16 protein-coding genes are annotated in these 24,643 nt (G+C 69.2%); 7 read left to right on the forward strand and 9 right to left on the reverse strand.

Annotation, left to right across the window (positions count from 1 at the left end; translation table 11 throughout):
- Positions 1-161: 161 nt before the first annotated feature.
- Positions 162-845, reverse strand: a complete 684-nt coding sequence (locus ACZ562_RS02080; protein ID WP_471173204.1) for a helix-turn-helix domain-containing protein — start codon at positions 843-845, stop codon at positions 162-164.
- A gap of 100 nt (positions 846-945) precedes the next feature.
- The gene (locus ACZ562_RS02085) at positions 946-2,016 is read right to left on the reverse strand and encodes a zinc-dependent alcohol dehydrogenase family protein (protein WP_471173207.1); all 1,071 of its coding nucleotides are present in this window, start codon (positions 2,014-2,016) and stop codon (positions 946-948) included.
- 229 nt (positions 2,017-2,245) lie between these two features.
- On the opposite strand from ACZ562_RS02085, the gene ACZ562_RS02090 reads away from it, so the two are divergent.
- Positions 2,246-2,824 (forward strand): Rv1733c family protein, encoded by a 579-nt coding sequence (locus ACZ562_RS02090; RefSeq protein ID WP_471173209.1) that lies wholly within the window; start codon positions 2,246-2,248, stop codon positions 2,822-2,824.
- Between the two features lie 16 nt (positions 2,825-2,840).
- Here ACZ562_RS02090 and ACZ562_RS02095 read toward each other — a convergent pair whose 3' ends face one another.
- The 7 genes from ACZ562_RS02095 to ACZ562_RS02125 form a co-directional block, all read right to left on the reverse strand.
- Positions 2,841-3,350 carry a flavodoxin domain-containing protein gene (locus tag ACZ562_RS02095; protein ID WP_471173212.1) on the reverse strand — a complete coding sequence of 170 codons (510 nt, stop codon included), beginning with the start codon at positions 3,348-3,350 and terminating at the stop codon, positions 2,841-2,843.
- A gap of 16 nt (positions 3,351-3,366) precedes the next feature.
- Positions 3,367-3,564 carry a hypothetical protein gene (locus tag ACZ562_RS02100; RefSeq protein WP_471173215.1) on the reverse strand — a complete coding sequence of 66 codons (198 nt, stop codon included), beginning with the start codon at positions 3,562-3,564 and terminating at the stop codon, positions 3,367-3,369.
- The gene (locus ACZ562_RS02105) at positions 3,561-3,713 is read right to left on the reverse strand and encodes a hypothetical protein (RefSeq protein ID WP_471173219.1); all 153 of its coding nucleotides are present in this window, start codon (positions 3,711-3,713) and stop codon (positions 3,561-3,563) included. The genes ACZ562_RS02100 and ACZ562_RS02105 overlap by 4 nt, the downstream gene beginning before the upstream one ends.
- 568 nt (positions 3,714-4,281) lie before the next feature.
- On the reverse strand, positions 4,282-7,152 hold the full coding sequence (locus ACZ562_RS02110; RefSeq protein ID WP_471173221.1) for a pPIWI_RE module domain-containing protein: 2,871 nt from the start codon (positions 7,150-7,152) through the stop codon (positions 4,282-4,284).
- Between the two features lie 84 nt (positions 7,153-7,236).
- Positions 7,237-10,671: a pPIWI_RE_Z domain-containing protein gene (locus ACZ562_RS02115; RefSeq protein ID WP_471173224.1), complete on the reverse strand. Its 3,435-nt coding sequence runs from the start codon at positions 10,669-10,671 to the stop codon at positions 7,237-7,239.
- Positions 10,664-11,839: a pPIWI_RE_Y domain-containing protein gene (locus ACZ562_RS02120; protein ID WP_318295290.1), complete on the reverse strand. Its 1,176-nt coding sequence runs from the start codon at positions 11,837-11,839 to the stop codon at positions 10,664-10,666. The genes ACZ562_RS02115 and ACZ562_RS02120 overlap by 8 nt, the downstream gene beginning before the upstream one ends.
- Positions 11,836-13,476: a PD-(D/E)XK nuclease family protein gene (locus tag ACZ562_RS02125; protein ID WP_471173226.1), complete on the reverse strand. Its 1,641-nt coding sequence runs from the start codon at positions 13,474-13,476 to the stop codon at positions 11,836-11,838. The genes ACZ562_RS02120 and ACZ562_RS02125 overlap by 4 nt, the downstream gene beginning before the upstream one ends.
- Before the next feature lie 136 nt (positions 13,477-13,612).
- Between ACZ562_RS02125 and ACZ562_RS02130 the strand changes: the two genes are divergently transcribed.
- The 6 genes from ACZ562_RS02130 to ACZ562_RS02155 all read left to right on the forward strand — a co-directional run bounded on the left by ACZ562_RS02130 (position 13,613) and on the right by ACZ562_RS02155 (position 24,584).
- On the forward strand, positions 13,613-14,488 hold the full coding sequence (locus tag ACZ562_RS02130; RefSeq protein WP_471173228.1) for a hypothetical protein: 876 nt from the start codon (positions 13,613-13,615) through the stop codon (positions 14,486-14,488).
- 88 nt (positions 14,489-14,576) lie between these two features.
- On the forward strand, positions 14,577-15,695 hold the full coding sequence (locus tag ACZ562_RS02135) for a hypothetical protein (RefSeq protein ID WP_360242128.1): 1,119 nt from the start codon (positions 14,577-14,579) through the stop codon (positions 15,693-15,695).
- The gene (locus tag ACZ562_RS02140) at positions 15,692-17,209 is read left to right on the forward strand and encodes a hypothetical protein (RefSeq protein ID WP_471173230.1); all 1,518 of its coding nucleotides are present in this window, start codon (positions 15,692-15,694) and stop codon (positions 17,207-17,209) included. Before ACZ562_RS02135 ends, ACZ562_RS02140 begins: the two co-directional genes overlap by 4 nt.
- Positions 17,206-18,570 (forward strand): AAA family ATPase, encoded by a 1,365-nt coding sequence (locus ACZ562_RS02145; RefSeq protein WP_471173232.1) that lies wholly within the window; start codon positions 17,206-17,208, stop codon positions 18,568-18,570. The genes ACZ562_RS02140 and ACZ562_RS02145 overlap by 4 nt, the downstream gene beginning before the upstream one ends.
- A 78-nt stretch (positions 18,571-18,648) precedes the next feature.
- Complete coding sequence (locus ACZ562_RS02150) at positions 18,649-21,852, forward strand: BPTD_3080 family restriction endonuclease (protein WP_471173234.1); 3,204 nt, start codon at positions 18,649-18,651, stop codon at positions 21,850-21,852.
- A 5-nt stretch (positions 21,853-21,857) separates the two neighbouring features.
- Positions 21,858-24,584, forward strand: coding sequence for a site-specific DNA-methyltransferase (locus ACZ562_RS02155; RefSeq protein ID WP_471173236.1), 2,727 nt, complete (start codon positions 21,858-21,860; stop codon positions 24,582-24,584).
- Positions 24,585-24,643 lie beyond the last annotated feature (59 nt).

Below are 24,643 nucleotides of genomic sequence, written 5' to 3' on the forward strand. Positions count from 1 at the left end.
CCTCCCCCCTACCCCCCCCCCCCCCCCCCCCCCCCGCCCCCCCCCCCCCCCCCCCCCCCAACCCCCCCCCCCCCCCCCCCCCCCCCCCCCCCGGGGCCCGCCGGAGGAGTCTCGACGACCGTGCGGCGTACGGCATCGGCGGGCGCGGGGACCGGACCCTGTCACACCGTGATCCGCCGTCCGGTGACGACGAGGGGATCGATGCGCAGCCACAGGTCGCGGTCCCCTCCGGCCCACGGCGTGCTGTAGGCCCGATCCGCGAGCCGGCGTACGGCGTCGGGGTCGGTGACGGCCCGGGCCCGCCCGCGCAGCAGCACGCTCCAGCCCTGGCTGAGGGTGTCGTCGACGCGGTCGACCTCGAAGGCGACCTGGCAGTCGAGCGCCTGGGACGGCGTCGCACCGGGGTCGGTCCTGAAGACGACCGCCCCCTCGACGACGCTGTAGTTGACGGGGACGACGACCGGCCCGGAGACGGTCGACAGTGCGAGTCTTCCCACACCGTGTGTCGACAGCAGCGCCCGGCACTCCCGCACGCTCAGCTCCGTGAACCGTGGGTGTCCGCCGGCCCGTCCCTGGCCGGGCGGCAGATCGGCGTCACCGCCGGAGAGCGCCGTCACGGTGGTTTCCAGGGCTCCCGCCAGCCTGCGCAGCACGCTCACGTCCGGTGCGGCGGCGGGGTGCTCCTCCAGGTGCCGCAGATAGCTGGGGGCCATGCCTGCCCGGGCGGCCGTCTCCCCGCGGGTCAGGCCGAGGTCGGCGCGCCGCCGGGCCAGGCGGCGTCCGAGGTCGCCCAGGGGTGGGCCTTCGGGGGTCGCCGCCGCGTTCGGGGGTGCCGTTTCATTCATGGCACCTCACTCCCTTCGTCGGGCCACCCGCACGGCCACGGCTTCGTCGGGCCGCCGGACTGCCACCGCTTCGTCGGGCCGCCCTCGTTTCCACCGTTCGTCAGGCCGCCCGTACCGCCACGACATCGTGCTGTGGTCCGCCGAGTACCACTTTCAGCGCGCCGGTGTCGGCGGCCCGGGCGAAGACGTCGTACGCCTCCTCCATGCGCTCCAGCGGGAAGACGTGGGTGACCAGCGGCGAGGTGGGCAGCCGGCCGGCCGCGGCCATCCGCAGCAGGGTGGGGGTGGAGTAGGTGTCGACGAGGCCGGTGGTGATGGTCACGTTCTTGATCCACAGGTCTTCGAGGTGCAGCGTCGCGGGCTTGCCGTGGACGCCGACGTTGGCCACGTGCCCGCCGGGCCGCACCACGCGCGTGCACAGTTCGAAGCTCTCCGGCACGCCGACGGCCTCGATGACCACGTCGGCGCCCAGCCCGTCGGTGAGGTCGGCGATCAGTTGCTCGGGGCCCTCGCGGGCGTCGGCCACGGCGTCGGCGCCGAGCCCCTTGGCCGCCTCGAGGCGCGGGGCTGCCAGGTCCACGGCCACGATCCGTTCGGGCGCGAACAGGTGGGCCGTGGCGACGGCCGCCAGTCCGACGGGGCCGGCGCCGACGACGGCGACGGTGTCCCCGGGCCGTACCCGCCCGTTGAGCACGCCCACCTCGTACGCGGTGGGGAAGATGTCCGCCAGCAGCACGGCGTCCTTGCTGTCCACGGCGCCGGGCAGCGCGTACACGGACAGGTCGGCGTACGGCACGCGGACGTATTCGGCCTGGGTGCCGTCGATCAGGTGGCCGAGGATCCAGCCCCCGCCACCGCGGCACTGGCCGTAGGCCCCTTCGCGGCAGTAGTGGCAGCGGCCGCAGGCGCTGATGCAGGAGACCAGAACCCGGTCGCCCGGCCGCACGGTGCGCACGTCAGCGCCGACCTCGACGATCTCGCCGACCGCCTCGTGCCCCAGCACCGTGCCGGGCTGCACCTCGGGCACGTCGCCCTTGAGGATGTGCAGGTCCGTCCCGCAGATGGTGACGGCGTCGACGCGCACGATCGCGTCGGTGGCGTCCTTGATGCCTGGGTCCGGAACGTCCTCCCAGGCGGACTGTCCGGGACCGTGGAAGACGAAGCCCTTCATGACGACCCTCACCCTTCCTGAGCTCTCCGTCCCGGCAGGCTCGCCGGAGGACCGCAACGAGCGGATGCCTGCGCGGCGCCGGGCTGTATCCCTCAGGTTCCAGCTTGTCCCGTGCCGCCGGGTTCCGCATGGGCCGGCCGGCCCTCACCTGCCACCGGCCGGCCCCCGCACCGGTTCTGTACGGCGGTCACGCTGCGTGAGTGGGATGATGAAGGGGAGGTGCGGAACCATGGACTCCAGGCGAACCAAGAAGAGGCTGTGGCGGTGGCGGAACAACCCGCTGCGGCGGCACGACGACGTCGTCGAGGCCTGGGTCGTGCTCGGCACGTGGGCGGTCGTCGCGGTGGGAGGCACGTTCGCCGGTGTGCTGACTGCCGATGCCGCCGACGAGGTGTTCGTGGAACAGCGCGCCGAGCGGCACAGCGTCCAGGGTGTGCTCGTCACGGACGTCCCGCGGCCCGTTTCGGGGCTCGAAGGAGCGGGGGGCCAGGTCCTGGCGAAGGTCCGGTGGACGGCCGCCGACGGCTCGGCCCATGTCCAACGGACGCTCGTGGACCCCGGACAGAAGGCCGGGTCCCAGGTCACCGTCTGGACGACCAGCCGGGGCGAGCTCACCCCGCAGCCGCCCGGCCCCACGGAGGCGGCCTTGGAGGCGTCCCTCCTGGGCGCCGCCGCAGGGGGCGCCTTCTCCGGCCTGGTGATCGGCGCCGGAGCCGTCGCACGGTGGCGCCTCGACCGGCGGCGCCTCGATCAGTGGGGCAAGGAGTGGGACCTCGTCGGCCCGAAGTGGGGCCACAAGACGGGCTGACGCCCGGCCTGCCGGCTCACCTCCTTTCCGGTTCGTCCAGGAGGTCGGCGGCGACGCGGGCCGCCCACCCCTCGATCACGGTGAAGTCCCGGAAGTCCCCGCCCTTTCCGTTGCGGAGGATCATCCCGGCGACCCAGCCCTTCGCGCCCTCTTCGAGGCAGCCCCCAAAGGTGACGTGTTCCCTGACGTCCAGCCGGGCCATGGCCTTCTTCACACCGGGCACGGGCGGAATGTCCCGCTCCGACGCCGAGGCGTCGAGCGGTCCGCTGCTGAAGAACCACAGCGGGCGCTCGGCCAGTGCGCGGCCGTGGCGCCGGACGAACCGGCGGGCGTCCTTGTGCCAGCGCCCCGCGTACAGTCCGCCGCCGACCACCACGGCGTCGTACGACGCCACGCTCGTAACGGAGCCGGCCGGCCGTGCCTCGGCGGTGAGCCCCGCCTTGGACAGCACCTCGGCCACGGCTTCGGCGATCTGCGCGGTCGATCCGTTCGTTGTTCCGTAGGCGACCAACACGCTGCTGGGCATGGCGGTCCGCCTCCTCTCACATGTTGTGCGGCCGGTCATCGGCGACGCCGTGGAGCGCCGGCCCGTCGGGCCGCAGGTGTGAGTCGTCCGGCCGGCCGCTGAGCTTGCCGGCCACGGCGACCACACCGTCGATCTGCCGTGTCACGAGAACGGCGACGCCCGTCTCGCACTTGCGCGCCATGGAGCCGGTGTGCGTGACCACGCTCTCCGTCACGCACACGTCGGGGGTGCGGGCGCCGGCCCCGGCACCCGCACCGGCACGTCGTCGATCACTTTCCGCCGTATCCGCGCATCGGGCCGCAGGAAGACCTGCGGCAGATCGCGCCGGGTGACGAGGCCGACGACGCGCCCGGCCTCGTCCACGACGGGCAGCCGCTCCGCTCCTGGTGCTTCATGACCGTTGTACCCCTCTCGACACTTCGATCCTCCAGCGGATCGAAGGGGGTGCCATGGGCTGTCCGGGTGCGGATCAGGGGCCGATCGGCCCTGATCCCTCATGTTCGGCCCATCCCCGCCGTCGTCCGCTCGGCTGTCGGCGGGATCGCGGTGGACGAGCGCCTCGTCGTCGTGCGCCTGTGCCGAGGCGTGGACGGAGTGTGGGCGCGTCGCGGCGCAACCGCACGTGGGCGCGGCCGGCGGACCGAGCGGACCGGAGCTCACCCGCATCCCCGTTTTCCGCGTCCCCGAAAAGCAGAAAACCCAACGTGAAGTGGGGTTTCAGCTAGTTCTGCCTGGTGGGACGTTCACGAGTTCCCTTGACCAGGCACAACAGGGCTAATTGATGTTGAGGTCCCCGCGAGCCGCAAAGATCACTCCCCGAGAGCATGCGCATGCATTTATTGATGGCTGCAACTACGCCCCTGAGGTCGTGGTGCCTTACCCGCTGAGGAGCCGAGGGGTGGGACTCCCCTCGGCTCCTCAGCGGGAAGCTTCATTCGTCGTCATCCCCGTCATCGAGGTCGAAGTCGAAGGCCAGCTGGCCCGACAGAGCGTCGTCCGGCGCGGCCGCAGCCTCGGGCTCCGTCGGGTCCAAAGCCTCCTCGATCTCGTGAGGCAGAGCGTAATCGTCCGCGAGTCGCGCAAGATGGAGGATCAAGGGCAGAGCCAACCCCTCACGACCAGCACGGTAGTCCTCGCTGAAACGCTGCTGGTGGACGAATGCAGCCCATGCCTCCGCGTCGTCACCGGGTTGAAGGCACGCGACGGTCAGTTCCAGGAGGTCCGGGTTCCAGGCATTCACCGTCGGCCGGAAGGCGTTGTTGCCCGAGGCATTGGTGTGCGGAGTCAGTTTGGCGTCGTCGTTGGTGAGCTTCGTCTGCGTGCCGGACTTGCCGATAGTGCTGTAGAAGACGCGGTCCGAGTCTCCTCGCAGGCCGGGCCGCCACAGCCCCATCGCGATGCCCCCACGCTGCTTGCCCTTCAACTCGGAGGAGAGTTCCTCCGCCTCGGCCCAACACTGCGCCGTCTCGTCCCGGCTGCCGTCGGCGATCCGGATGACACGCAGCTGCTTGCCGTAGAGACCGATCCGCTGGGCGGGGCCTCCGTCGAGGCCGAGCCTGTCCCGTTCCAGACCGTCGTTCCTCAGCCACGGCCAGCGCTTGCGGACGTCCTGGGCGTGGGCCAGGACGAGCGTCGGGGTGCTGCGCAGTTGTGCGAGGGTCTTCTTGACGAAGGCCGCCATGAGGGCCGACTGCTCCGCGCTGTTCTTCCTGCCTTCGACCCTTCCCGTCAATGACTTGAGGAGTTCGGGGTACGGCACCCATGCGTGCATGTCGGCCGACTTGCCCAGCACGCATTTCGCGCCCGGTCGGATGAGCACCGCGATCGGCGTGAACTGCTGCTTGCCTGTGGGCCCGTCAAGGCGGCGTTCCACGAGGTGGAAGGCCACCTGGTTCAGGTTCGCGGGGATGAGCGTGTCACCGAGCGTGTGCTGGGGCACCAGCCGCATACCGGTCTGGCGCAGGCCGTCCGACCAGGCCGCGGCGGCACGCAGACCAGCATCGGCGAGAGCCTCCTCCGTCTCCGCATCCGGGTCTGGTGGACGGATGAACTGGGTCACCAGGCCTGCGTCCGCGCAGCCGAGGCGGATCGCGTGCTTGGGGTCGGTCCGTCGCTTGGCGTGGCGGAAGGCATCCTGCCCGTCGAGCTCCACGAAGGCCAGCCGCACCCCGGGTACGGCTTCCCGCAAGGCGGCCATGGCCCGCGCGACACCGATACGGCGCTCCTCGATGGCCTTGTCGTGCTCCTGCCCCCGGCGCGGCACGCTGTCGCCTCCCAGCGGTGCGCCGAGAGCGCCCAGGGGCCGCGCGTGCAGCCGGACGGTCAGCTCCTCCGCCTCCCACACCCAGGTATCGGGGCCTTGCGCGTGCCGGTGCCCGGCCAGCCCCAGCCCCATTTCCGCCGCTGCGATCATCTGATCGCGGATGGCATCGTTCTGGTGGAGCACGACCGCGGTGAGGTCTTCCCCTTCGAGGGCTTCGGCCAGGCGTGCCCGCAGAACCTGAGCGTTGTGGGCCGCGTTCAGCTCACGCTGGTCCAGGATGACCGCGCGCTCTTCGGGATCCTTCTCTTCCATGTTCTTGGGAATGGACGGCAGCTTCTTGAGCTGCTTCTTGGGCGGCCGCGCGTACGCACTGCGCTCGAGCTTCGGAACGGAGACGAACTCGGGAGCGATCGCCTGCTCCGCCCACTCGATCAGCCGTCGGCGTTCACTGGGCATCAGTCCGGTGCCGATCGTGTGCCTGCCCATGGCCGCCTGGTGCCCGATCGCGATCCGGATGCCGTCCCGGCCGTGGATCCAGTGGTCGGCCTCCTTCACCAGCCGGTCCGGGGACGGCAGTGCGTCGAGTGCGCTGATCCCGGCGAGCATTCCTTCTGCTCCGCCCTGACGCCAGTCCGTGGTGCCGTTCTTCCACTCCAGCATGGCGACGGCGAAACGCTGCGACTGCGGGCCATCGTGGACGAGGGAGTCGTCCGGGAGCAGGTACGCGGACACGCCCTTGCCGTACGGCATGTAGACCTTACCGGTGGCGAACCGACGTACGCCGGCGGCCACGTGGACGCGCGGGACGGGTGAGAAGGGAACGGTGCGCACGGTGATGCGGAGGGTCGCCGCGTAGTAGGCCGGCTTGCCGTCGCCGCCACCACGCCGCCCGGGTACGTACTCGATCACGTTCGACATCAGCTCGGCGCCCCCGCTTCCCTGCCCCCTGGCCCCCGTGCGGCCGGCGACCTGTCGGAACGACAGCTGCTGCCCGTGGTGTTCGTACGGTCCCTGGCGCGCGATCCTTTCGGCGAGGACGTCAGGAAGCAACCGGTACACGTGGGGCGCGGGCAGAGCGGTTCCTCCGGGCGACACCTTCTGCTCGAGGAGGTCGACCCTGCCGGGCCGCCAGCTGAGAGCCGCGGTGTCGAGGTCACGAAAGCAGTTCATCAGCAGGGCCGCGGTCTCGGGATCGCCGGCATCGCGCGGGAGGCTCCTGAGCCAGGTGGCGATGTAGAGGTTCGTCACCGCCATCGGGTACGCGTCCTGGCAGTACAGCCAGGGGTTCTCCGAACCGAACCGTGCCGTGGAGTCGACCGTGACGATGTCCGGCGCGGTGGCGCGCATCAGCTGGTTGACAGCCGCTGTGGGTACGCGGCGCCGTCGCTCGGCCTGCCCCTCTGTCATTCCGCCGTGGTAAAGGCGCAGGAGTGGTTCCTCCCAGTGGGCGGGCAGGGAGAGCGTGTGCATCGGGAAGACGAAGGGTCCCCGTGCCGGGTCGGGCAGGTACGCCGCCGGACGGTTGTACTGGTAGGCCATGGTGTCGGTTCTCCTCGGAGCAAGGCGTTAAGTCTTCGGACGCGACGCGAACACGTCGGGGGTGCGGTGTGGTGACGGATGCCGTCAGCCCATGTCCACCAGGGCGCGGTAGAGCGGTTCGTACAGCTCACGGACCAGGGACTTGTCGATCGGGGCAAGGTGCCGCTCCGCCGTGTTCCCGTCCTCGAAGAAGGGGGCGAGCACCTCACGCATGCTCGCCAGTAGGCTGGTGTCTGGGGTGTCCGTGTCCTGGAATCCGGCTTCTCTGGGAGAGAAAGCCGCGTCGACGAAGACCACCCGGGCCGGCACGCCGCCGCGCACCAGACGACCGATGACCTGCCACATGACGACGAGCTGGTCCCAGGTGAACGCCGTCTTCTCCTCGTCCCGCAGGCTGGACCAGGCCAGCCGCCGGGTGAGGAAGCGGTTCCACTGACGGCGTGCGCGGCTGCGGAACGCCACAGCCGCCTGGTCGGGGGTGGCGGCGGCGAGCGCGTTCTGCCGGAAGGATCCGTCAGCATCCCGGAGTTGGCGTACGGCCCAGTCGTTGATGGACTGGATGGCGAGCGCGATGTCGTCGGGCCGAGGGTGTGGGCGTGCCAGGAAGTAGACCGTGCCGATGGCCGCCTTGCCATCGCGCAGGACGATGTTGTGTCCCCGCTCCACAGCGAGCAGCGGCGCGACGAGAATGTCGCCGCCGACCGAAGGGAAAGCCTTCACGTCACCGCGGGGCAGCGTCCGTGCGGCGGCGTCCTCCGGCAGCCGGGTCCAGGCGGTGTCGGAGTCCGCGTCGTCGGACACCAGTCGGGTGACGCGGCCGTTCCACTCGGGGATCTGGTTGAGGTACTCGGCGGCCCGACGTGCCTCGTCGTAGCTGCCGACGAGCAACAGGATGCGGCGGCGGTCCGGATCGTCGATCTCCTTCAGCTCGGCGTCCAGCATGCTCTCGGCGTCGGGCAGACTCCGGTCGGGCACCGCGAGCTGGTGCAGCATGTGCAGAAGGGCCTGGGGCCGTTCTTCGGGGTCGCAGCCGGACAGGCGCAGCGGCTTGGGCCGGTCGTTTCCGGGCCAGTACAAGAACTCCTTGCGGAACTCGCTGCCCAGGACGGCTTCGACTTCCTCGTCGTGAGGACGCAGAACGGCACCGACGTCGGCGTGCACGTGGTACCTGCTCGACGTGCCCGCCCAGCTCGTTGCGGACATGAGCAGGACGTGCGGGCCCGGGCGGCCGTCCACGGCGCACAGGTCACCGAGCCGCATGAGCAGTTCGCGGCCCACGCCGTTGCAGTGGAAGAAGCGGAGTTCACCGCTGCGGTCACCATCGCGCTCACGGTCGTCGTGGCGGAACTGGAAGCCGAGCACGTTACCCATGGGCGACTCGGGGATGACCGCCTCGTAGTCCTTGGGGGGCCTGCGGGAGAGCACGTTCGAGGCGCTCTCGAGATTGAGGGCGGCCTCGACGCGCGGCCACAGCGTGGTCATGAAGTCGAGACGGCTGTGCAGAGCGGAAAGGAGCAGGGTGAACTCGAAGCGCCGGGCCTGGAGGTCGGCGTCCGCGAGCACCGTGCTGTCGTCTCCGACGATGTCGGTGAGGGTGTCGCGCAGCCTCTCACGCGTCCGTGCTCCCTGGGGCGCGTGCAGGAGTTCCAGGGCGAGGTGGACGAAGGTGTTCACCAAGGGTGTCACTTCATCGTCGTCTCCCGTGCTCTGCTGCTCGTGCAGCGGGTCGTCGCGGAACCGGCCGAGCGCACCGTCCAGCGTCCGGGCCGCCGCAGGCGGGCGTTCGCCCTCCTTCCGCCCCGGGAACCAGCTGTCCAGCAGCAGGTTGTGGAGGGTGAAGGCACTGAAGTAGTCGACGCTGATCCATCGCCTGAGCTTGTCGTCCTTGACGAGCAGGGCGAAGAGGCGGTCGGTGGCGGCGCTGACCGTGTTGACGGCGTTGGTCCAGTCGTCGACGTCACGGGCGGACAGCTGGAGCCGGCCATCCCGGGCCATCTGCTGGAACTTGTGGACGGCGACCTCGTCGAACCAGGAGTTCGGGGCCTTGCCCACCAGAGTGCTGGCCGGCGCGAAGGCCGTGTCGAGCTGCATCTGCACCCGGTCGGCCTCGTCGACGATGATCAGGTCGCTGAGTCGGCACGCGAGTTCGAGGTACCGGAGCTGTTCCTGGTGCTGGTGCAGTGGGACGGAGCTGTGCACGAGACCGGCCGGGGTGGCGACCCACACCTGTGCGTCGACCAGATCACGAGCCCCGCGGTGGCGCGGACAGCGGTTCCACAACGGGCACAGTCTCCGCTGCGGCTTCGGGCCTTGTGCGTCACGCTGCGTGCTGTACTCCTCGTCGAGGAGGGGATCGCCGTCCGTGGCCTCCTGCTCGGGGACGGTGTACAGCGTGATGCACGGTGCTTCACGGACGCCGAGCGGGCGGCGGGCTTCCAGGCCGCGCAGCACGTCGACGGGGCAGGCGCTGCTGAGGTAGGCGAAGCCCGCGTGGTCGTGCCCGAGCATGGTGGCGGCGCCGGCCGTGGCAGTGCGGCGGTGCAGCCGGTTGATGTTGCGCTCCCTGGTGGAGTGCCCGAGGATCGGCGCCGCCCGCACACCGAGCCGGTCGAACTGCTCCACCACGGCGAGCGTCTCGGCCACATCGCCGACGACGATGGTGACCCGGCGGGGTGTCCGGGTCACGAGGTGGTAGGTCAGGATGTCCCGGAGGGTGGACTTGCCGGCTCCCACCATCCCCACGAGGTGCAGCAGCCGGTCGATCCTCAGCCGTCCCTGTTCTGTGAAGCGGCCGAGTTCCGCGTCGCGCACGAGCAGTTTCACCCGCCGGAGCCGCCCGGCCCAGCCGTTGCGCGGCCCCTGTGCCGTCGCCTTGACGGCGTCCATCTCGTCGGCGGCCTTCTCGAGCTCTTCCCAGGTGACGTCGACGGGCTCTCCACGCCCGGCCGGTGGTGCGTCAAGCGCGTGGGCGCGCGGCAGGGTGTCCGTCAGCAGTTCCTCGTCGAACACCACGGAGTGGGTACGGTCCTGCACCCGGAAGGTGTGCTCTCCCTCCTCGGCGAACGGAACGGACCGCGTCGCGAACCGCGGAGCGGTGCTGAGCAGTTCTTCGAAGATCTCGAAACGGCGTGCGGCGCGCGACGGCTCGCGACGGCGTGGTACGGAGCCGGGTCCGTCGATTTCGTATCCGCGCAGGTGCTGGGGGACCTTCAGGTAGTCGATCAGCGCCTCCGACCAGGCGTGCCGTCGCCGCATGTCCCACAGATAGTGGCGGGCGCGCAGAACACGAAGCCGCTGTTCGTCGCTGCGAACGTCTCCGAACACCTCGCTGTACGGGTAACCGCCCAACAGCGGCCAGACATCGGCGGCCGTGCGGGTGGGCGTCACGTCCTGCAAGAGATACAGGCCCAGTTCGACGTCGAGAAGGTCGCCGGGGCGGAAGCTGCCGAGGTTCGCCGGCCACACCTCGGTGAGCTGCTGCGGCGAGCAGCGCCGGTGCCATCCCCTACGGTCACGCACGGCGTCCTCCTTCGGTACGCGGGTCCCCCGCCTTGTCACGCGGGGTGGAGATCTCATCGGCGACCAGCCGCAGGAAGGCCTGGTCGTCCAGCAGGGTGACCCGATCGGCCAGGTCCTCCGGCAGGTTTCGGCGGAACTGCCGCCCATACGCCTCGTTGTCGCGGAAGCGGTAGCGGGGCACGACGAGGAATGCACGGTCGTACGGCGGCTCGTTCCTGAACGGCGTGAGGGAGCGCGCCAGGAGAACGGGGTTCACCCGGTCCTTGACGTCCACCGCCCAGTGCCGTCGCTCAGACAGGGGGACGCGCAGGTCGTACGCGTCGTAGTTGGGCCACATCTCGGCGGTGATTCCGAACTTCTTCTCCAGGGCGGCTTGTAGATCGGTCTCCGCGAGCCCGGGGCTGGTGATGAACATCCGCAGGGGGCGGCTGAGCTGGAAGACCCCGCCTTTGTCGGCACGAAGCGGCGTGCCTTCGTCCGATGTGCCGTCGCGGCGGCACCGGTCCAGTTCGCAGCGGTGGCTGCCGTGCAGCAGCGGCACCATGAGGCAGCGGCAGCGAGCGCACTGCCGGTACGTGCCGCGCCTCAGATAGGAGGCGGGCACAGGCTCGTAGCAGCGCTTGATCACGTCGTGCAGCAGCATTCCGCAGTCGGGATCGCCGCCGAGCAGTGCCAGCTCGGCGCCGGTCAGCACGGGCCTGGAGGTGAGTAGGGCCCGGAACGCGGTGTAGGCCTGCGGGGCCTTGGCCGCACGGCACACGGCGAGTGCTTCCCGGATGCGTTCGTTCTCGAAGAGCTCGGCCGCCGGGTCGGCCGCGCTCACCTCCCACTCCAGACACAGCTGGTGCGGCAGCCGGGTCTCCGGATCGACGAGCAGGGCCGCTCCGGGAAAGTTGTCGGGCGGCAGCTCCAACGGCCACTCGATCAGCGGCCGTTCACCAGCCCAGCGGACCATCTGCGGCACGCTGCCCGGCGGTTCCTCGCCCCGGCGCAGGCAGTGCAGGACGAGGCGGTTGTACGCGTTCTGCACCTTCGCCGGGTAGACCGGGTTGGGTACGGTCCGCTGCCGGGACAGGCACGCCAGGGCGCTGGCGATCTGTCGGAGCAACCCCTCGTCCGTGCCGACGGCGTCCTCGGACCGTGCCTCCCTCATGTCGGTCGTGGTCACGACTCCCCCTCTCCCGCGACGGCGCCGTCGGGCGCGGCGCTCGGACACCACCGGGAGACCGGGCAGGACCGGCAATGCGGTCCGGGGCGGGCGTCCCACGTCTCGTCCTCCCGCCACGGACCGGCGTACCGCCGCAGCACCGACAGCGCCTTCCGCTGCCGGCCGGGGTCCGTCGGGTCGATCACGTGGGGATCGGAACTGTCCGGCCGGAGGATCTCCACCTCGACGCGCGAGCCGTCCGGATCGCCGCCCAGCGCACCCTGAGCCAGGAGCGCGACCGCCAAGGCGAGTTGGGGGTAGGTGTCGAGAAGGTCCTCGTGGTGGCGGCGCCGCTTCCGTGTCGTCTTGAGCTCCCGCCACACCCACGAGCCGTCCTCCTGGTAGAGCAGGTCGGGTTTGGCGATGACGACGGCCTGCGCCGCGGTGTCGTGGACGACTCGGAGGGCTTCGGGCTCGACCCGCTGGATGAGTGCGGCGTCCTGGAAGGGACAGGCGTCGACGTGGTGGAGCAGCATGTCCCGACCGGTCGCGGCGTCCTCGTCGGAGACCCACCAGCGTCCCTCTGTCCAGTTCTCGCCCGCCGGGGGCATGTCGCCGACCGCGCACGGCGGCTGTTCCGGGCGCCGGTGCAGCTTCTCGATCCAGCCGTGCACCGCCTGGCCGAGCCTCGCCGCGCTGCCGTATTCGTCAGACTTGGGCAGGTGCAGAGAACGGAGGAACCCCTGTGCGGGGCAGGCCGCGTGATAGCGCAGATCGCTGACCGACACCTTCCTCAGCGGTGCCACCCGCGAGGGAAGGCCGAGGACCCCCGGCCTGCGCGGCACGGCCTCGCAGCCCGTGAACTGCTTGCAGTCCACGCAGGATGAGCCGGGTGCCGGCCTGCCGCCCGCCACGACACGCGCCACGTGCGCGTGCCCGTGCTCGGCGTAGTAGGCCTCGGCTTCCTCGGCCGTCCCGTCGAACTGCACGCGCGGCCGTCCGTCGGAGAGCCCGACTTCGACGACACGCACCCGCTCGGGCCGGGCTGTGGGGCCATACGGCTGGAACGCGCGCGCCCACTTCCGCGGCCAGGCCGCCTGGCGCCCGTGAACGGCCACGTACACGGCGATGGCGATCTCGCCGGGCTCGGAGTCCTTGGCCTCGCCGTGCCGCAACCGTCGGTACTCGCGCAGGCGTCCGTCGGCCGACTCGTACCTGCGCCACCAGGCGTACATCTCCCAGAACTTGCCGTTCTCCCGCTGGGCCACCCAGTACGGACGGACCGGCCGCAGCCGCTGCTCACCATCGTCGGCGCGCGCTTCTATGTACGTACGGAGGGCGTGCTCGGCATACGTCAGGTGACCGGGGTGCAGGGCGGGGGTGCGGGAGCGCAGCCCTGCAAGGGCCTGGTCGGGTGTCTCACCGTGGAATTCGACCCGGTCCACGGCGTCCATCACAGGCCCGAGGGTGAACGTCTCGAGCTCCGGCTTCGGAAGACGGAGACGCCGGGCCGGCCAGAGACCGGGCCGGGCCTTGGCAGCGGCGTGCGAGGGGCAGGTGTGCTCCTCGCTCCCGCCCGTACCGGGCCCCACGCGAACGAGGTCGTCATTCCCGGTCAGCCAGTGCGGCTTGTGCCATGCCGTCGTGTCGTGACTCATTGCCTCCCCCTTGTCTCGGAACAGACGGCACCCTTCGGACCAGCCGGGTGCGCCGCCGCACTCGACCGTAGCAGGTAATCTTGGAACTCATTGGAAGTTCTTGGCATAGGTTGGTTGCTGCGCTAAGCTGCCCCACATGGCGGCATCACTGGAGGAACTCGAGCAGCGCCTGTCCCACCTGCGCACCGAGCTGCGCGGTGCCGTGCGCGCACGGGACAAGGCCGAAACCGCGCGCATCCGTCGCGCGCTGCGCGAAGCCGAGGCCGCCTGGGAGCACGCCCTCGAGACCGAGGCGGAACCGGACGGCGAGGCACTCCCGGCCGAGCCCCCGGCCCCGCAGGCGTCGGCGACCACAGGCGCACCACGCCGCACGGAGCGCCCGGCGCACGGCTCCATCCCGATCCGCGAACAGGTCCACCAGGCGCTCACCCTGCTGGGCGCCCCTGCCTCTCCGAAGCTCATCTCGTCCACGTACGAGGCGTTCTTCACCGAGTCGCTGGTCGCCACCAAACTCGCGTCCCTCCGCCGCGACGAGGAGCGATCCTTCACGGCACAGGGCTATGCCCGCCCGTACTACATCTGCGCGGCACTGACCCACGACCGCCTGGTCCCCGCACGCGGACTCCTGGCCCTGTCCACCTGGCCCGTGGAGCGGCGGATCATCGGCCCACTCAGCCCACGCACCGACTTCCTCACTCACGCGGTGGGAACCGCCGAGCAGATCCAGCGACTCACCACTGCGGGGCATCCGGCCCCAGACGCGGCCTGGCGGCTGCTGCGCCGCTTCGCCCTCACGATCCCGGGCGCCTACGACGCCGCGGCCCCGGAGCCCGACCCCGCCCGCGTGATCGCCGCCGCAAACGCCGAAGCGGCCGTCCACCAGCAGGAGGACGATCAGCAGAGGCAAACGGCCGCACAGCGTGCCCGTACCCAACTCGCCGACGTACAGCAGCTGTTCGGTGCGGCACCGATGCGTGACGCCCTGCGCGACGCGAGTGGGACCCTGTCCTGACGACCCCTTTCCGACGGATGACGTCAGACGCCTCGCACGCCGGTGAGCTCCCGAAGACGTTCCCGAAGACGTTCCCGAAGTAGAGACGATGCCCTCGCAGCAGTCCGAACCTCCCGACGACCGACTCGCACGGCTGCGTGGACCGCAGCCCCCTCAGCCGTACACCGCCCGCAAGATCACCGCCCTGACCGCCAATCCCGCCTGCGCCCGCCGCGCCGTCCTCGACGCCGCCGGGGTGGACAAGGCACTGCTCGCCCAGCAGGTCGGATACGAGCCGCGCTTCGGCCAGTCCCCCTTCGCCCTCGCCCGCGAACAGGCATTCCACGGCCTCGTGAAGTGGGGCAGCTACGCCGAACTCATCCGGCTGCTGCGCGAGCAGCTCTCCGTCCCCGTGGCGGAGGCCCATGTCACCGACCTCAACGAGGTAGGGGGCAACACTGCCCTGCACCTGCGCGAGCGGGAGACCCGCCGCCTCATCGCGCACGTGGCCTCCGGCCAGGACGTACGGCTCATCCTCGACCGCCCCGTGCTCACCCTCGAAGTCGCCGGTCAGACGGCGTACTTGGAACCGGACGCGCTCACCCACCGCATCGAGGGGAAGTTCCACATCGTCCTGATCCGCTCGTTCGCCGCGATCGACGGCCAGGCCAATCCGACCGCCGTCGCCGAGGCGGCCAAGCAGGCCGCGGTGTACGTCCTCGCCCTGCACCGCGCCTTCGAGACGGCCGGCCTGCCTACCGAGCAGATCTCCCACGAGTTCCTGCTCGTCTGCCCCAAGGACTTCTCCAACCGCCCCTACGGCCGCCTGATCGACCTCCGGCAGGAACTCGACGCCCTCCAGTTCCAGCTCTCCCGGCTGCGGCGCGCAGAGGACCTCGCGGCCCAACTGCCCGAGACGGCAACCCTGGACACGACCCGAAGCGCGGACGAACTCTCCTCTTCCATAGAGGCGTTGGACGCGTCGTACACGCCTTCCTGCCTGTCCTTCTGTGAAATGGCGCGCTACTGCCGCGACGAGGCCGACGGATGCGCCTCGCCGGCCCGCCTGGGCAGCGGCGTGCGCAACGACCTGCCGGGCATCGACTCCACCCGCACCGCGCTCGACTACGTGGACGGCGTCGCCGCCCCCGGAGAGGCCGAGGCGGAAGCCGCCGACCTGCTGCGCGCCGCCGCCCGGCTGCGCCGACTCCGCCGGGGGGCCGCATGAGCGTCCTGTCCACCGTCGCGGCGCTCACGGCGTCCCGCACCGGCCGTGCCGAACCGCTGACGACCGTCCGCCACCAGCACCTGGACGAGAAGCCGTTCGTCCTGGTGCCGCTCACCCTCGCCGGCGAGGCGTGCGCACCCCTGGCCGCGCTCGCGGGTACGGACCCCGAGCACCCGACCCTCCTCACCGTCCGCCAGCCGCGCAACCGCGCCGAACGCTTCCGGTTCGCCGAGCGCCTGGCCGCACTCCTCCTCGCGTACATCGACGGGTGCCGGACGGAGACGGAGCCCTACACCGTCGGCCGCGGCAAGGAGAAGGAGGAACGCCTGCGCTTCCAGCGGGCTCCGCAGCTCCTCGTCCCGAACGGCGAGGGCATCGCGTACGTGCGCCTGCTCGGCCGGCTGACCAGACTGCGCGCCACCGAGGGGCCGTACGCGGTCGACCCGTCCGTGCCCACCCTCGGCAAGTGGCTGACCTGGTTCGCGGACCTGGCCGAGTTCCCGGACTCCGGTGTGATGCTCGCGATGACACGGCTGCTCGCCGCCAACTGGGCCACCGGCCAGAGTTCTTCCGAGGACTCCCACCTCGCGTCCCTGCTCTCCTGGATTGATCCACCGGAGGACAACGACGGCGCGCGGGCGGCACGGGAGGCGGAGGACCTCGCTGTGTGGCCGCCGGCCGGTCCGTCCACGGACCCGGTCTTCGACCGGACCCTGCACGAGTTGATGACGCGCTACGACGAGGCGTCCGACGACCGCGGACGCGAGGCGGTCGGCCGCCAGATCGACCGTGAGCTGAGCGGCCAGATGCTTCCCACCTGGCGGCTGATGTGGCACGGCGTGGAACTGCTCCGCGGGCTGCCGGAGGGCACCCACGTCTCCGACCGCTGGTCCCGAGACCGGCGCTGGTTCTCCGAGTACGCCGAGTACCTGGACGCCGACGGCCGCCCGCAGGCCCGCCGCGACCAGGCCGTCCGAGCCGCCCGCCGCCTGGCCCGGCTGGAGGACGCGGTCACCCGCTACGAGGCGGAGCGCGCGTTCGACGACCCGCTGGTGATGGCGGAGTACGAGCTGACCGGCGAGGCGTTCACGGGCACGGTGACGGCCAGGGACGAGGACCGCTTCGCCCCCGGCGACCGTCCCGGCTCCCAGGTCTGGCGCCCGACGATCAGCCTGCGCACCGGCACCGACGCCCGCGTCGGTCTCGCGGTCGGCACGGAGGTGAAGTCCCCCGCCCGGCCCGGCCAAGGAGCTCGGATCCTCGAAGTACGGCGGGAGGACGACGGCGGCCACACCGTGGTGCTCCAGCTCGAGGGCGGCTTCGAGAGGAAGCGCAAGCCTCCGGCACCGGCTGGCACTCTCGCGGAGACCGGCGAGGAGCTGACGTACACCACGCTCAACCCCACGGCCATGCCGTCCGCCCTGCCCGACGAGGAGAACACCCCCTGGACCCACGGCGGTCCGCCCCAGCCGTACGAACCCACCGACGAGGACGCAGAGGAGACCTGGGAGTGACCGCCCTCCTTCCCGACACCGGGGAGCCCGAAGTCCTCACCCCCGGCGAACGCGCGGACCGGGCGGTCACGGGGATCCTGACCAGCCTCGACACCGCCCCCGGCCGGGGCGTCGTGGTGGACTCGCCTCCCGGAGCCGGGAAGTCCACGCTGGTGGTGAAGGCCACCGGGCACCTGACGTCCGCGGGCCACCAGCTCATAATCGTCGCGCAGACCAACGAGCAGGTCGACGACCTGGTGGACCGCATCGCACGGGAGCATCCCGGCCTGGCACTCGGCCGCCTCCACGCCAACGGCCATGTCCTCCCGCCCCGCGTCACCCGACACCCCAACGTCACCGGGAGCAGCCAGGTGACGGACCTGCGCGACCTGCCCGTCGTGGTGTCCACCGCGAAGAAGTGGTCGTTCGTCACCCCGGACAAGTGCGCGCCATGGCGGTGGGCCATCGTCGACGAGGCGTACCAGATGCGCTCGGACGGACTCCTGGCGACGGCCCCGCTGTTCGCCCAGGACGACTCACAGGTCCTCTTCGTCGGCGACCCCGGCCAGCTCGACCCCTTCGCCACCGTGGAGACCGACCGCTGGCACGGCCTGACCTGGGACCCCCTGCGCAACGCGGTCGACGTCACCCTCGCCCACAACCCCGACCTGCTCCGCCACCAGCTCCCCGTCTCCTGGCGCCTGCCGGAGACGGCGGCGCCCCTGGTCGAGGAGGCCTTCTATCCCTTCTACCGGTTCGTCCCCGGTACGACGGCACCGGAGCGCGTGCTGTCGTACGCGAGCCTGCCCCACGGCTCCGGCCCCCTGGACGACGTCCTCGCCCGGGCCGCCGACTCCGGCTGGGGCCACCTGGAACTCCCCGCCCGCCACACCCTGGACCAGGACCCGGAGGTGGCGGATGCCCTCGCGGCGACGGCGGCCCGGCTGCTGGAGCGCGGTGCGCTGGTCAACGGGGAGCCCCTCACCGCGGACCGCATCGCGATCGGCACGGCACGCACTGTGCAGGCGGACGCGGTCCGCACCCGCCTCGCTGCCCGCGGTCTGACCGGCGTCACGGTGGACACCGCCAACCGCCTCCAGGGCCGCGAGTTCGACGTCACCCTGGTCTGGCACCCGCTCTCCGGCCGCCACGACGCCTCCGCCTTCCACCTGGAGACGGGCCGCCTGTGCGTCCTGCTGTCCCGGCACCGCTTCGCCTGCATCGTGGTGGCCCGCGCCGGCATCCGGGATCTGCTGGACCGGCATCCACGGAGCAGTCCTGTGTACCTGGACGTGCCGCCCAAGTTTCCGGATGGGTGGCGGGCGCATCAGGTGGTCATGGGGTGGCTGGAGCGGGGGGAGCACCGGGTGCGGGCGACGTGATCATGGGACGAATGGGGTCATTGTCGGTGGCAGACTGTACGGTCCACGCAGACGTGGCGTGAGGGAGATATCTAGAGCATGGCAGCAGTGATCGAGAACCCGATCATCAATTCTCCGTACGCGGAACCGGCCTGGCACTGGGAACTGGACGAGCGGGGGCAGCCGACCGGCGAGCGGGTTCCCGGGCGCCGCCCGAGCGAGACCTGGATGCCCGTCCCACGCGCCCGGAAGGGACGCAAGACGTCGGCTGGCGTCCAGCACGAGCTGTTCTTCGACGGCATCCTGGAGGAGCGCAAGGGCCAGGACGTCATCGGCAACATCCGCAACGAGGTCGACCGCTGGCGCACGGCTGGATATCCCAACATCACGCCGACGACCCGCCGTCTCCTGGAGTACTGGACCGACCCGGCCCGGGAACGGAAGCTCTTCTTCGCCCAGGTGGAAGCAGTGGAGACCGCCATCTACCTGACGGAGGTGGGCACGAAACTCGGCAGGCCGTGGATCAAGACCCATCTCGAAGAGACCAACCAGGAGCACAACGCGGGGCTGCCCAGGGTCGCGCTGAAGATGGCGACGGGTGCGGGCAAGACCGTCGTGATGGCGATGCTGATCGCCTGGAACGTCCTCAACAAGGTCGCCAATCCGCAGGACCCCCGGTTTGCCAAGCGCTTCCTCCTGGTCGCGCCCGGTGTGACCATCCGGGATCGGCTGCGGGTCCTGATGCCGTCCGACCCGAACAACTACTACAACGAACGGGACGTCGTCCCGGCGGACCTGTGGGGTGCGCTCGGCCAGGCGCAGGTGGCGATCACCAACTACCACGCGTTCATGCTCAAGACTACGCGGGAGGGCCAGGGACTCGCGTCCAAGACCAAGAAGCTTTTGCTGGCCAGGTCGAAGAACGACCCCTTCGTCGAGACGCCCGACATGATGGTCAACCGGGTACTGCGCGATCTGGGTGGAAGCAAGGGCGAGATCATCGTCATCAACGACGAGGCGCACCACTGCTACCAGACCCGCGGGGCCGCCCTCGAGGGGGCCGTCACCGTCGACGACCTGAAGGGGGAGGAGAAGAAGCAGGCCGAGGAGGAGAACAAGCACGCGCGCCAGTGGTTCGACGGCCTGAACCACATCATGCGCAAGACCGGCATCAAGACGGTCTACGACCTCTCCGCAACCCCCTTCTACCTGAACGGCTCGGGCTACCCGGAGGGCACCCTCTTCCCCTGGGTGGTCAGCGACTTCGGACTCCTGGACGCCATCGAGTCGGGCCTGGTCAAGATCCCGCGCGTGCCCGTGGACGATGACGCGGAGCACAAGGAGGTCTCATACCTGAACCTGTGGGAGCACATCCGGGACGAGATGCCGAAGCGCTCGCAGAAGCCCGAGACGCTCGCGGACAAGACGCTGCCGGCCGTCCTGGACGGGGCCGCCCACAGCCTGTACCGGAACTACGCGGAGGCCTTCGCACGCTGGGAGGAGGAGACCCAGGGCACCGGCTCCACTCCCCCGGTTTTCATCGTCGTCTGCAACAACACGACGGTGTCGAAGTGGGTGTACGACCAGATCGCCGGGCACGAGCTGCCGGACACGGATGCCCTCGGCAAGCCGGGCATGCTTGAGCTCTTCTCCAACTACGACAAGCAGGGCCGCCGCTACCCGGTGCCGCGCACCATCCTGGTCGACTCGACGCAGCTGGAGTCCGACAACCCCCAGCTGGATGCCCAGTTCAAGGCCGCGGCGGCCGAAGAGCTGGAGGCGTTCAAGGAGGAGTACCGCACCCGGTTCCCCGACCGGGACGTGGAGGCACTGACGGACGCCGACTTGCTGCGTGAGGTCCTGAACACTGTCGGCAAGAAGGGCAAGCTCGGGCAGGATGTGCGGTGTGTCGTGTCCGTGTCCATGCTCACGGAGGGCTGGGACGCCAACACGGTCACGCACATCCTGGGGGTCCGGGCCTTCGGCAGCCACCTGCTGTGCGAACAGGTGGTGGGCCGAGGGCTGCGCCGCATCTCGTACGCGGCGAATGACGAAGGACTGCTGGAGCCCGAGTACGCGGACGTGTACGGCATCCCCTTCCAGTTCATCCAGACCGACCCGAATCGGGAGCTGAAGACCAAGCCCCGACCGGAGCCGAAGCACGTCCGGGCCATGAAGGATCGCGAGGAGCTGCGCATCACCTTCCCGCGCTTGGAGGGGTACCGCGTAGAGATCAAGGAGGCGCGCTTCTACGCGGACTTCACGCAAGCGGAACCGTTCAAGGTGAACGAGCACGTCGCGACCCGGGCCGAGGTGGAAGGCATCATCGGGAGGAGCGCCACACACATGCTGGTCGACGGCCGGGGTGTCCGCGTCCAGCAGGTCGCCTTCCAGGTGGCCAAGCTGGCTCTGGAACTTTTGGAAGATCCGAAGCAGGGTCGCAAGCCTTGGATGTTCCCCAACCTCGTACAGCTCGCGAAGGACTGGATCACTCACTGCGTCGGAACGGACAACCAGCGGGACTTGACGATCATCTCCAGCGTCTCCGAGGAACAACTGCGGGCCGCCCAGCAGTTCTTCGCCGCGTTGAACCGTCAGGAGAGCAACAACTCGTCCAAGGTGGTGCCCATTTTCGCGCGGTACGCGCCGGAGGGTTCCACGGACGACGTGAACTTCTACACGACCAAGGCGGTCTACGAGGCCGAACCGGACAAGTCACCGGTGAACTATGTCGTCCTCGACGGAATAGGCGGCAACACCTGGGAGCAGATTCTGGCGACGTTGCTCGACGGCAACAAGAACGTCGAGTCGTACGTCAAGAACGACCACCTGGAGTTCGCCATTCCGTACCTCTACGCCGGACGCACCCACCGGTACCTGCCTGACTTCATCGTCCGGTTGAAGCCACGCGATGAAGAGGACCAGCAGCGTCACCTCATCGTGGAGGTGTCGGGCTCCCGCAAATCGGCCGGCAAGCGGGCCATGAAGGCGGAGACCGCACGCATGTGGTGCGCGGCCGTCAACAACCACGGCGGCTTCGGCAAGTGGGGTTACGTGGAGCTGTCGGAGGACCCCACCAAGTTCAAGGTCGGTCTGAACATGGCGATTCAGTCACTGTACGACGACGGAGCGCTGACGGGCCTCCACGAGGACGGGCTCAAGAGCGTCGAGCGACTCATGACCGACGATGACGAGGCGGACTGGGGCGACGACTATCCCTGGGACGACGACTTGTTGAGCGCGGCGCGCGAGGCGGAGGCCGAGCAGCAGCGGCACGACGGCAACGACGAGGAAGGGAAGTAAGGACAATGGCCGCTCCCCGCAGAAGCAGCGCGAACCGCACCAAGGCCGTGCAGGCCATAAGGCATGAGGACACCCGAGTGAACAACCCTACGGCGGACGCAATCGACCTGGTTACGGAAGAGGTCGAGGCTGCCATGACCTGGCGCGGCAAGCGCGACTTCGCCAAGGACCCCCAGCTCGTCTGGAAGGGCAAGGACGAACAGGACCGCCAGGACCTAGAGGTCCCGGCTCCGCCGATCTTCCGCCAGGAACTGATTGAGCCGCGGTATCTCGTCAAGGAGTTGATGGACGAGACGAAGAGGCAGCGGGAGCGCCTAGAAGGCGAGGACGCCGGGGAGGAACTATCGCTCTTCAGCACCGATTTCTACAGCGACGGCATCGCGGACGAGCTGGATAAGGTCGACTGGTACAAGCACTCGATGAATTGGACCAACCGCCTGATTCTCGGCGACTCCCTCCAAGCGATGGCAAGCCTCGCGGAGCGGGAGAATCTGCGGGGCAAGGTGCAGATGGTATTCATCGATCCGCCGTATGGCATCAAGTTCGAGTCGAACTGGCAGGCACGGGTCGACAGCACCCGTGTGCGTGATGGCAACCTCGCTGACATTACGCATGAGGTTGAACAGATCAAAGCATTTCGCGACACATGGGAACTGGGGGTTAACTCCTACCTTTCTTACCTGCGCGACAGACTCATTGCGACTCGAGATCTCCTCACCGAATCAGGATCAGTTTTTGTACAAATCGGCGAAGAGAATGTACACCGCGTACGATGCCTTCTGGACGAAGTATTCGGAGAGTCGAACTCAGTCATCACTATCATGTTCCGTACAACTGGAGGGCTTTCCACAAGCGCACTGAGCAGAAACGGCGACTATCTTTTGTGGTACGCGAGAGACATCAATTCCCTCAAGGCCAGGAAGCTGTATCGTCGCACCGGACTCAGCCATGACGTCGGAGGTCGGTACACGCGAGTCGAACTGCCCGATGGAACTAGGCGGGTCATGAGCCGTGAAGAGCGCGAGAACCCTGATGCTCTAGCGGATGCCCTCATTTACCGGCACGACAATCTAGCCTCCCAGGGAAGGACAACGACCGGCAGCCTGCCGTACACCTTCAATGGACACCAGTTTTCTCCAGGCAGGAACCATCACTGGAAGACTACACCTGCAGGCATGGATAGACTTGCAGCTGCCAATCGGCTCGCGGCTCCGACCAGAAATTCTTTGGCGTACGTCCGCTTCATGAATGACTTCCCAGTCACCGCTTACACGAACATGTGGACTGATACACAGACGGGGGCCTTCACCGAAGGAAAGGTCTACGTCGTTCAGACCAACACCAAGGTCGTGGAACGCTGCATGCTCATGGCCACAGACCCAGGCGACCTGGTCCTCGACCCCACTTGCGGCTCCGGCACTACCGCCTACGTTGCCGAGCAGTGGGGCCGCCGTTGGATCACCGTCGACACCTCCCGCGTCGCCATTGCCCTTGCCCGGCACCGTCTCATGGGCGCCAAGTACCCCGCCTACCTACTCGCCGACTCCCCCGAAGGAAAGGCCAAGGAAGCCGAACTCAGCCAGCAGCCACTCGACCGCTCACCCTCGAAGCATGACATCCGCCGCGGCTTCGTCTACGAGCGTGTCCCGCACATCACGCTGAAGTCGATCGCGAACAACCCTGATATCAAGGAAGGAATGACCCGCGAGCAGATCGACAAGGCGATCAAGAAGCACGCCGAGTTCGAGACCCTGTACGACCGCCCCTACGAAGATAAAAAGGCCATCCGGGTCGCCGGAGCCTTCACCGTCGAGTCCCTGTCACCGCACCGCGTCCACTCCGATCAGGAGGTCACCGCCTCCGAGAAGGCCGCCGAGATGATGCCGTCCGGCGCCTCTTACGAGGAGACGATCCTCGACCACGTCAAGAAGGCGGGCGTGCAGAACGGGTACCGGAACGAGCGGCTGGAGTTCGAATCGGTCGAGCCGGTCTCCGGTCGGATACTGACCGCCGTCGGCATCCGCAAGAACGCCGAGGAAGGAACGCCGGCCCGCGTCGGAATCGCGCTGGGCCCCGAGTACGGGACCATCGACTCGCTCTTCATTAAGAACGCGGCCCGTGAGGCCCTCAGGTTCGGCCAGATCGACCTCCTGCTCATCCTCGGTTTCGCCTTCGACGCCAACGCTACCGAGGCGACCACCGAGATCAACGAGGAGAGGGGCGAGTTCTCCGTCATCCAGGAGCAGCACGTCGGCAAGATGACCGTGCTGAACGTCCGCATGAACCCGGACCTCGCCATGGGTGACGAACTCGCCAACACCGGCGCCGGCAACCTGTTCACCGTCTTCGGCGAGCCCGACATCGAGGTGACCGAGACGAGCGACGGCCAGCTCGTCGCCGAGATCAAGGGACTCGACATCTACAACCCGACGACGGGTGACGTCCGCGCCGAGGGCCCTGACGACATCATGATGTGGTCCATTGACACGGACTACGACGCCGAGGCCTTCATCGTGCGCCACGTCTACTTCTCGGGCGAGAACGGGAAGTCCACGGGTCTCAACCCGTACGAGCGGCTCGGCAAGGCGCTGAAGGGGCAGATCGACGAGGAGGCGCTGGCCACACTCTTCACCACGGAGTCGCGCCCCTTCCCCAAGCCCGAGTCCGGCCGCATCGCGGTCAAGGTCGTCAACTACTACGGCGACGAGGTCCTCAAGGCCATCGAGGTCTGACGTCACCACTCGCGGGGTGGGTGCCGCCACGGCACCCACCCCGCCCACCACCGGCCTCC

This window comes from Streptomyces sp. NPDC040410, assembly GCF_055595715.1.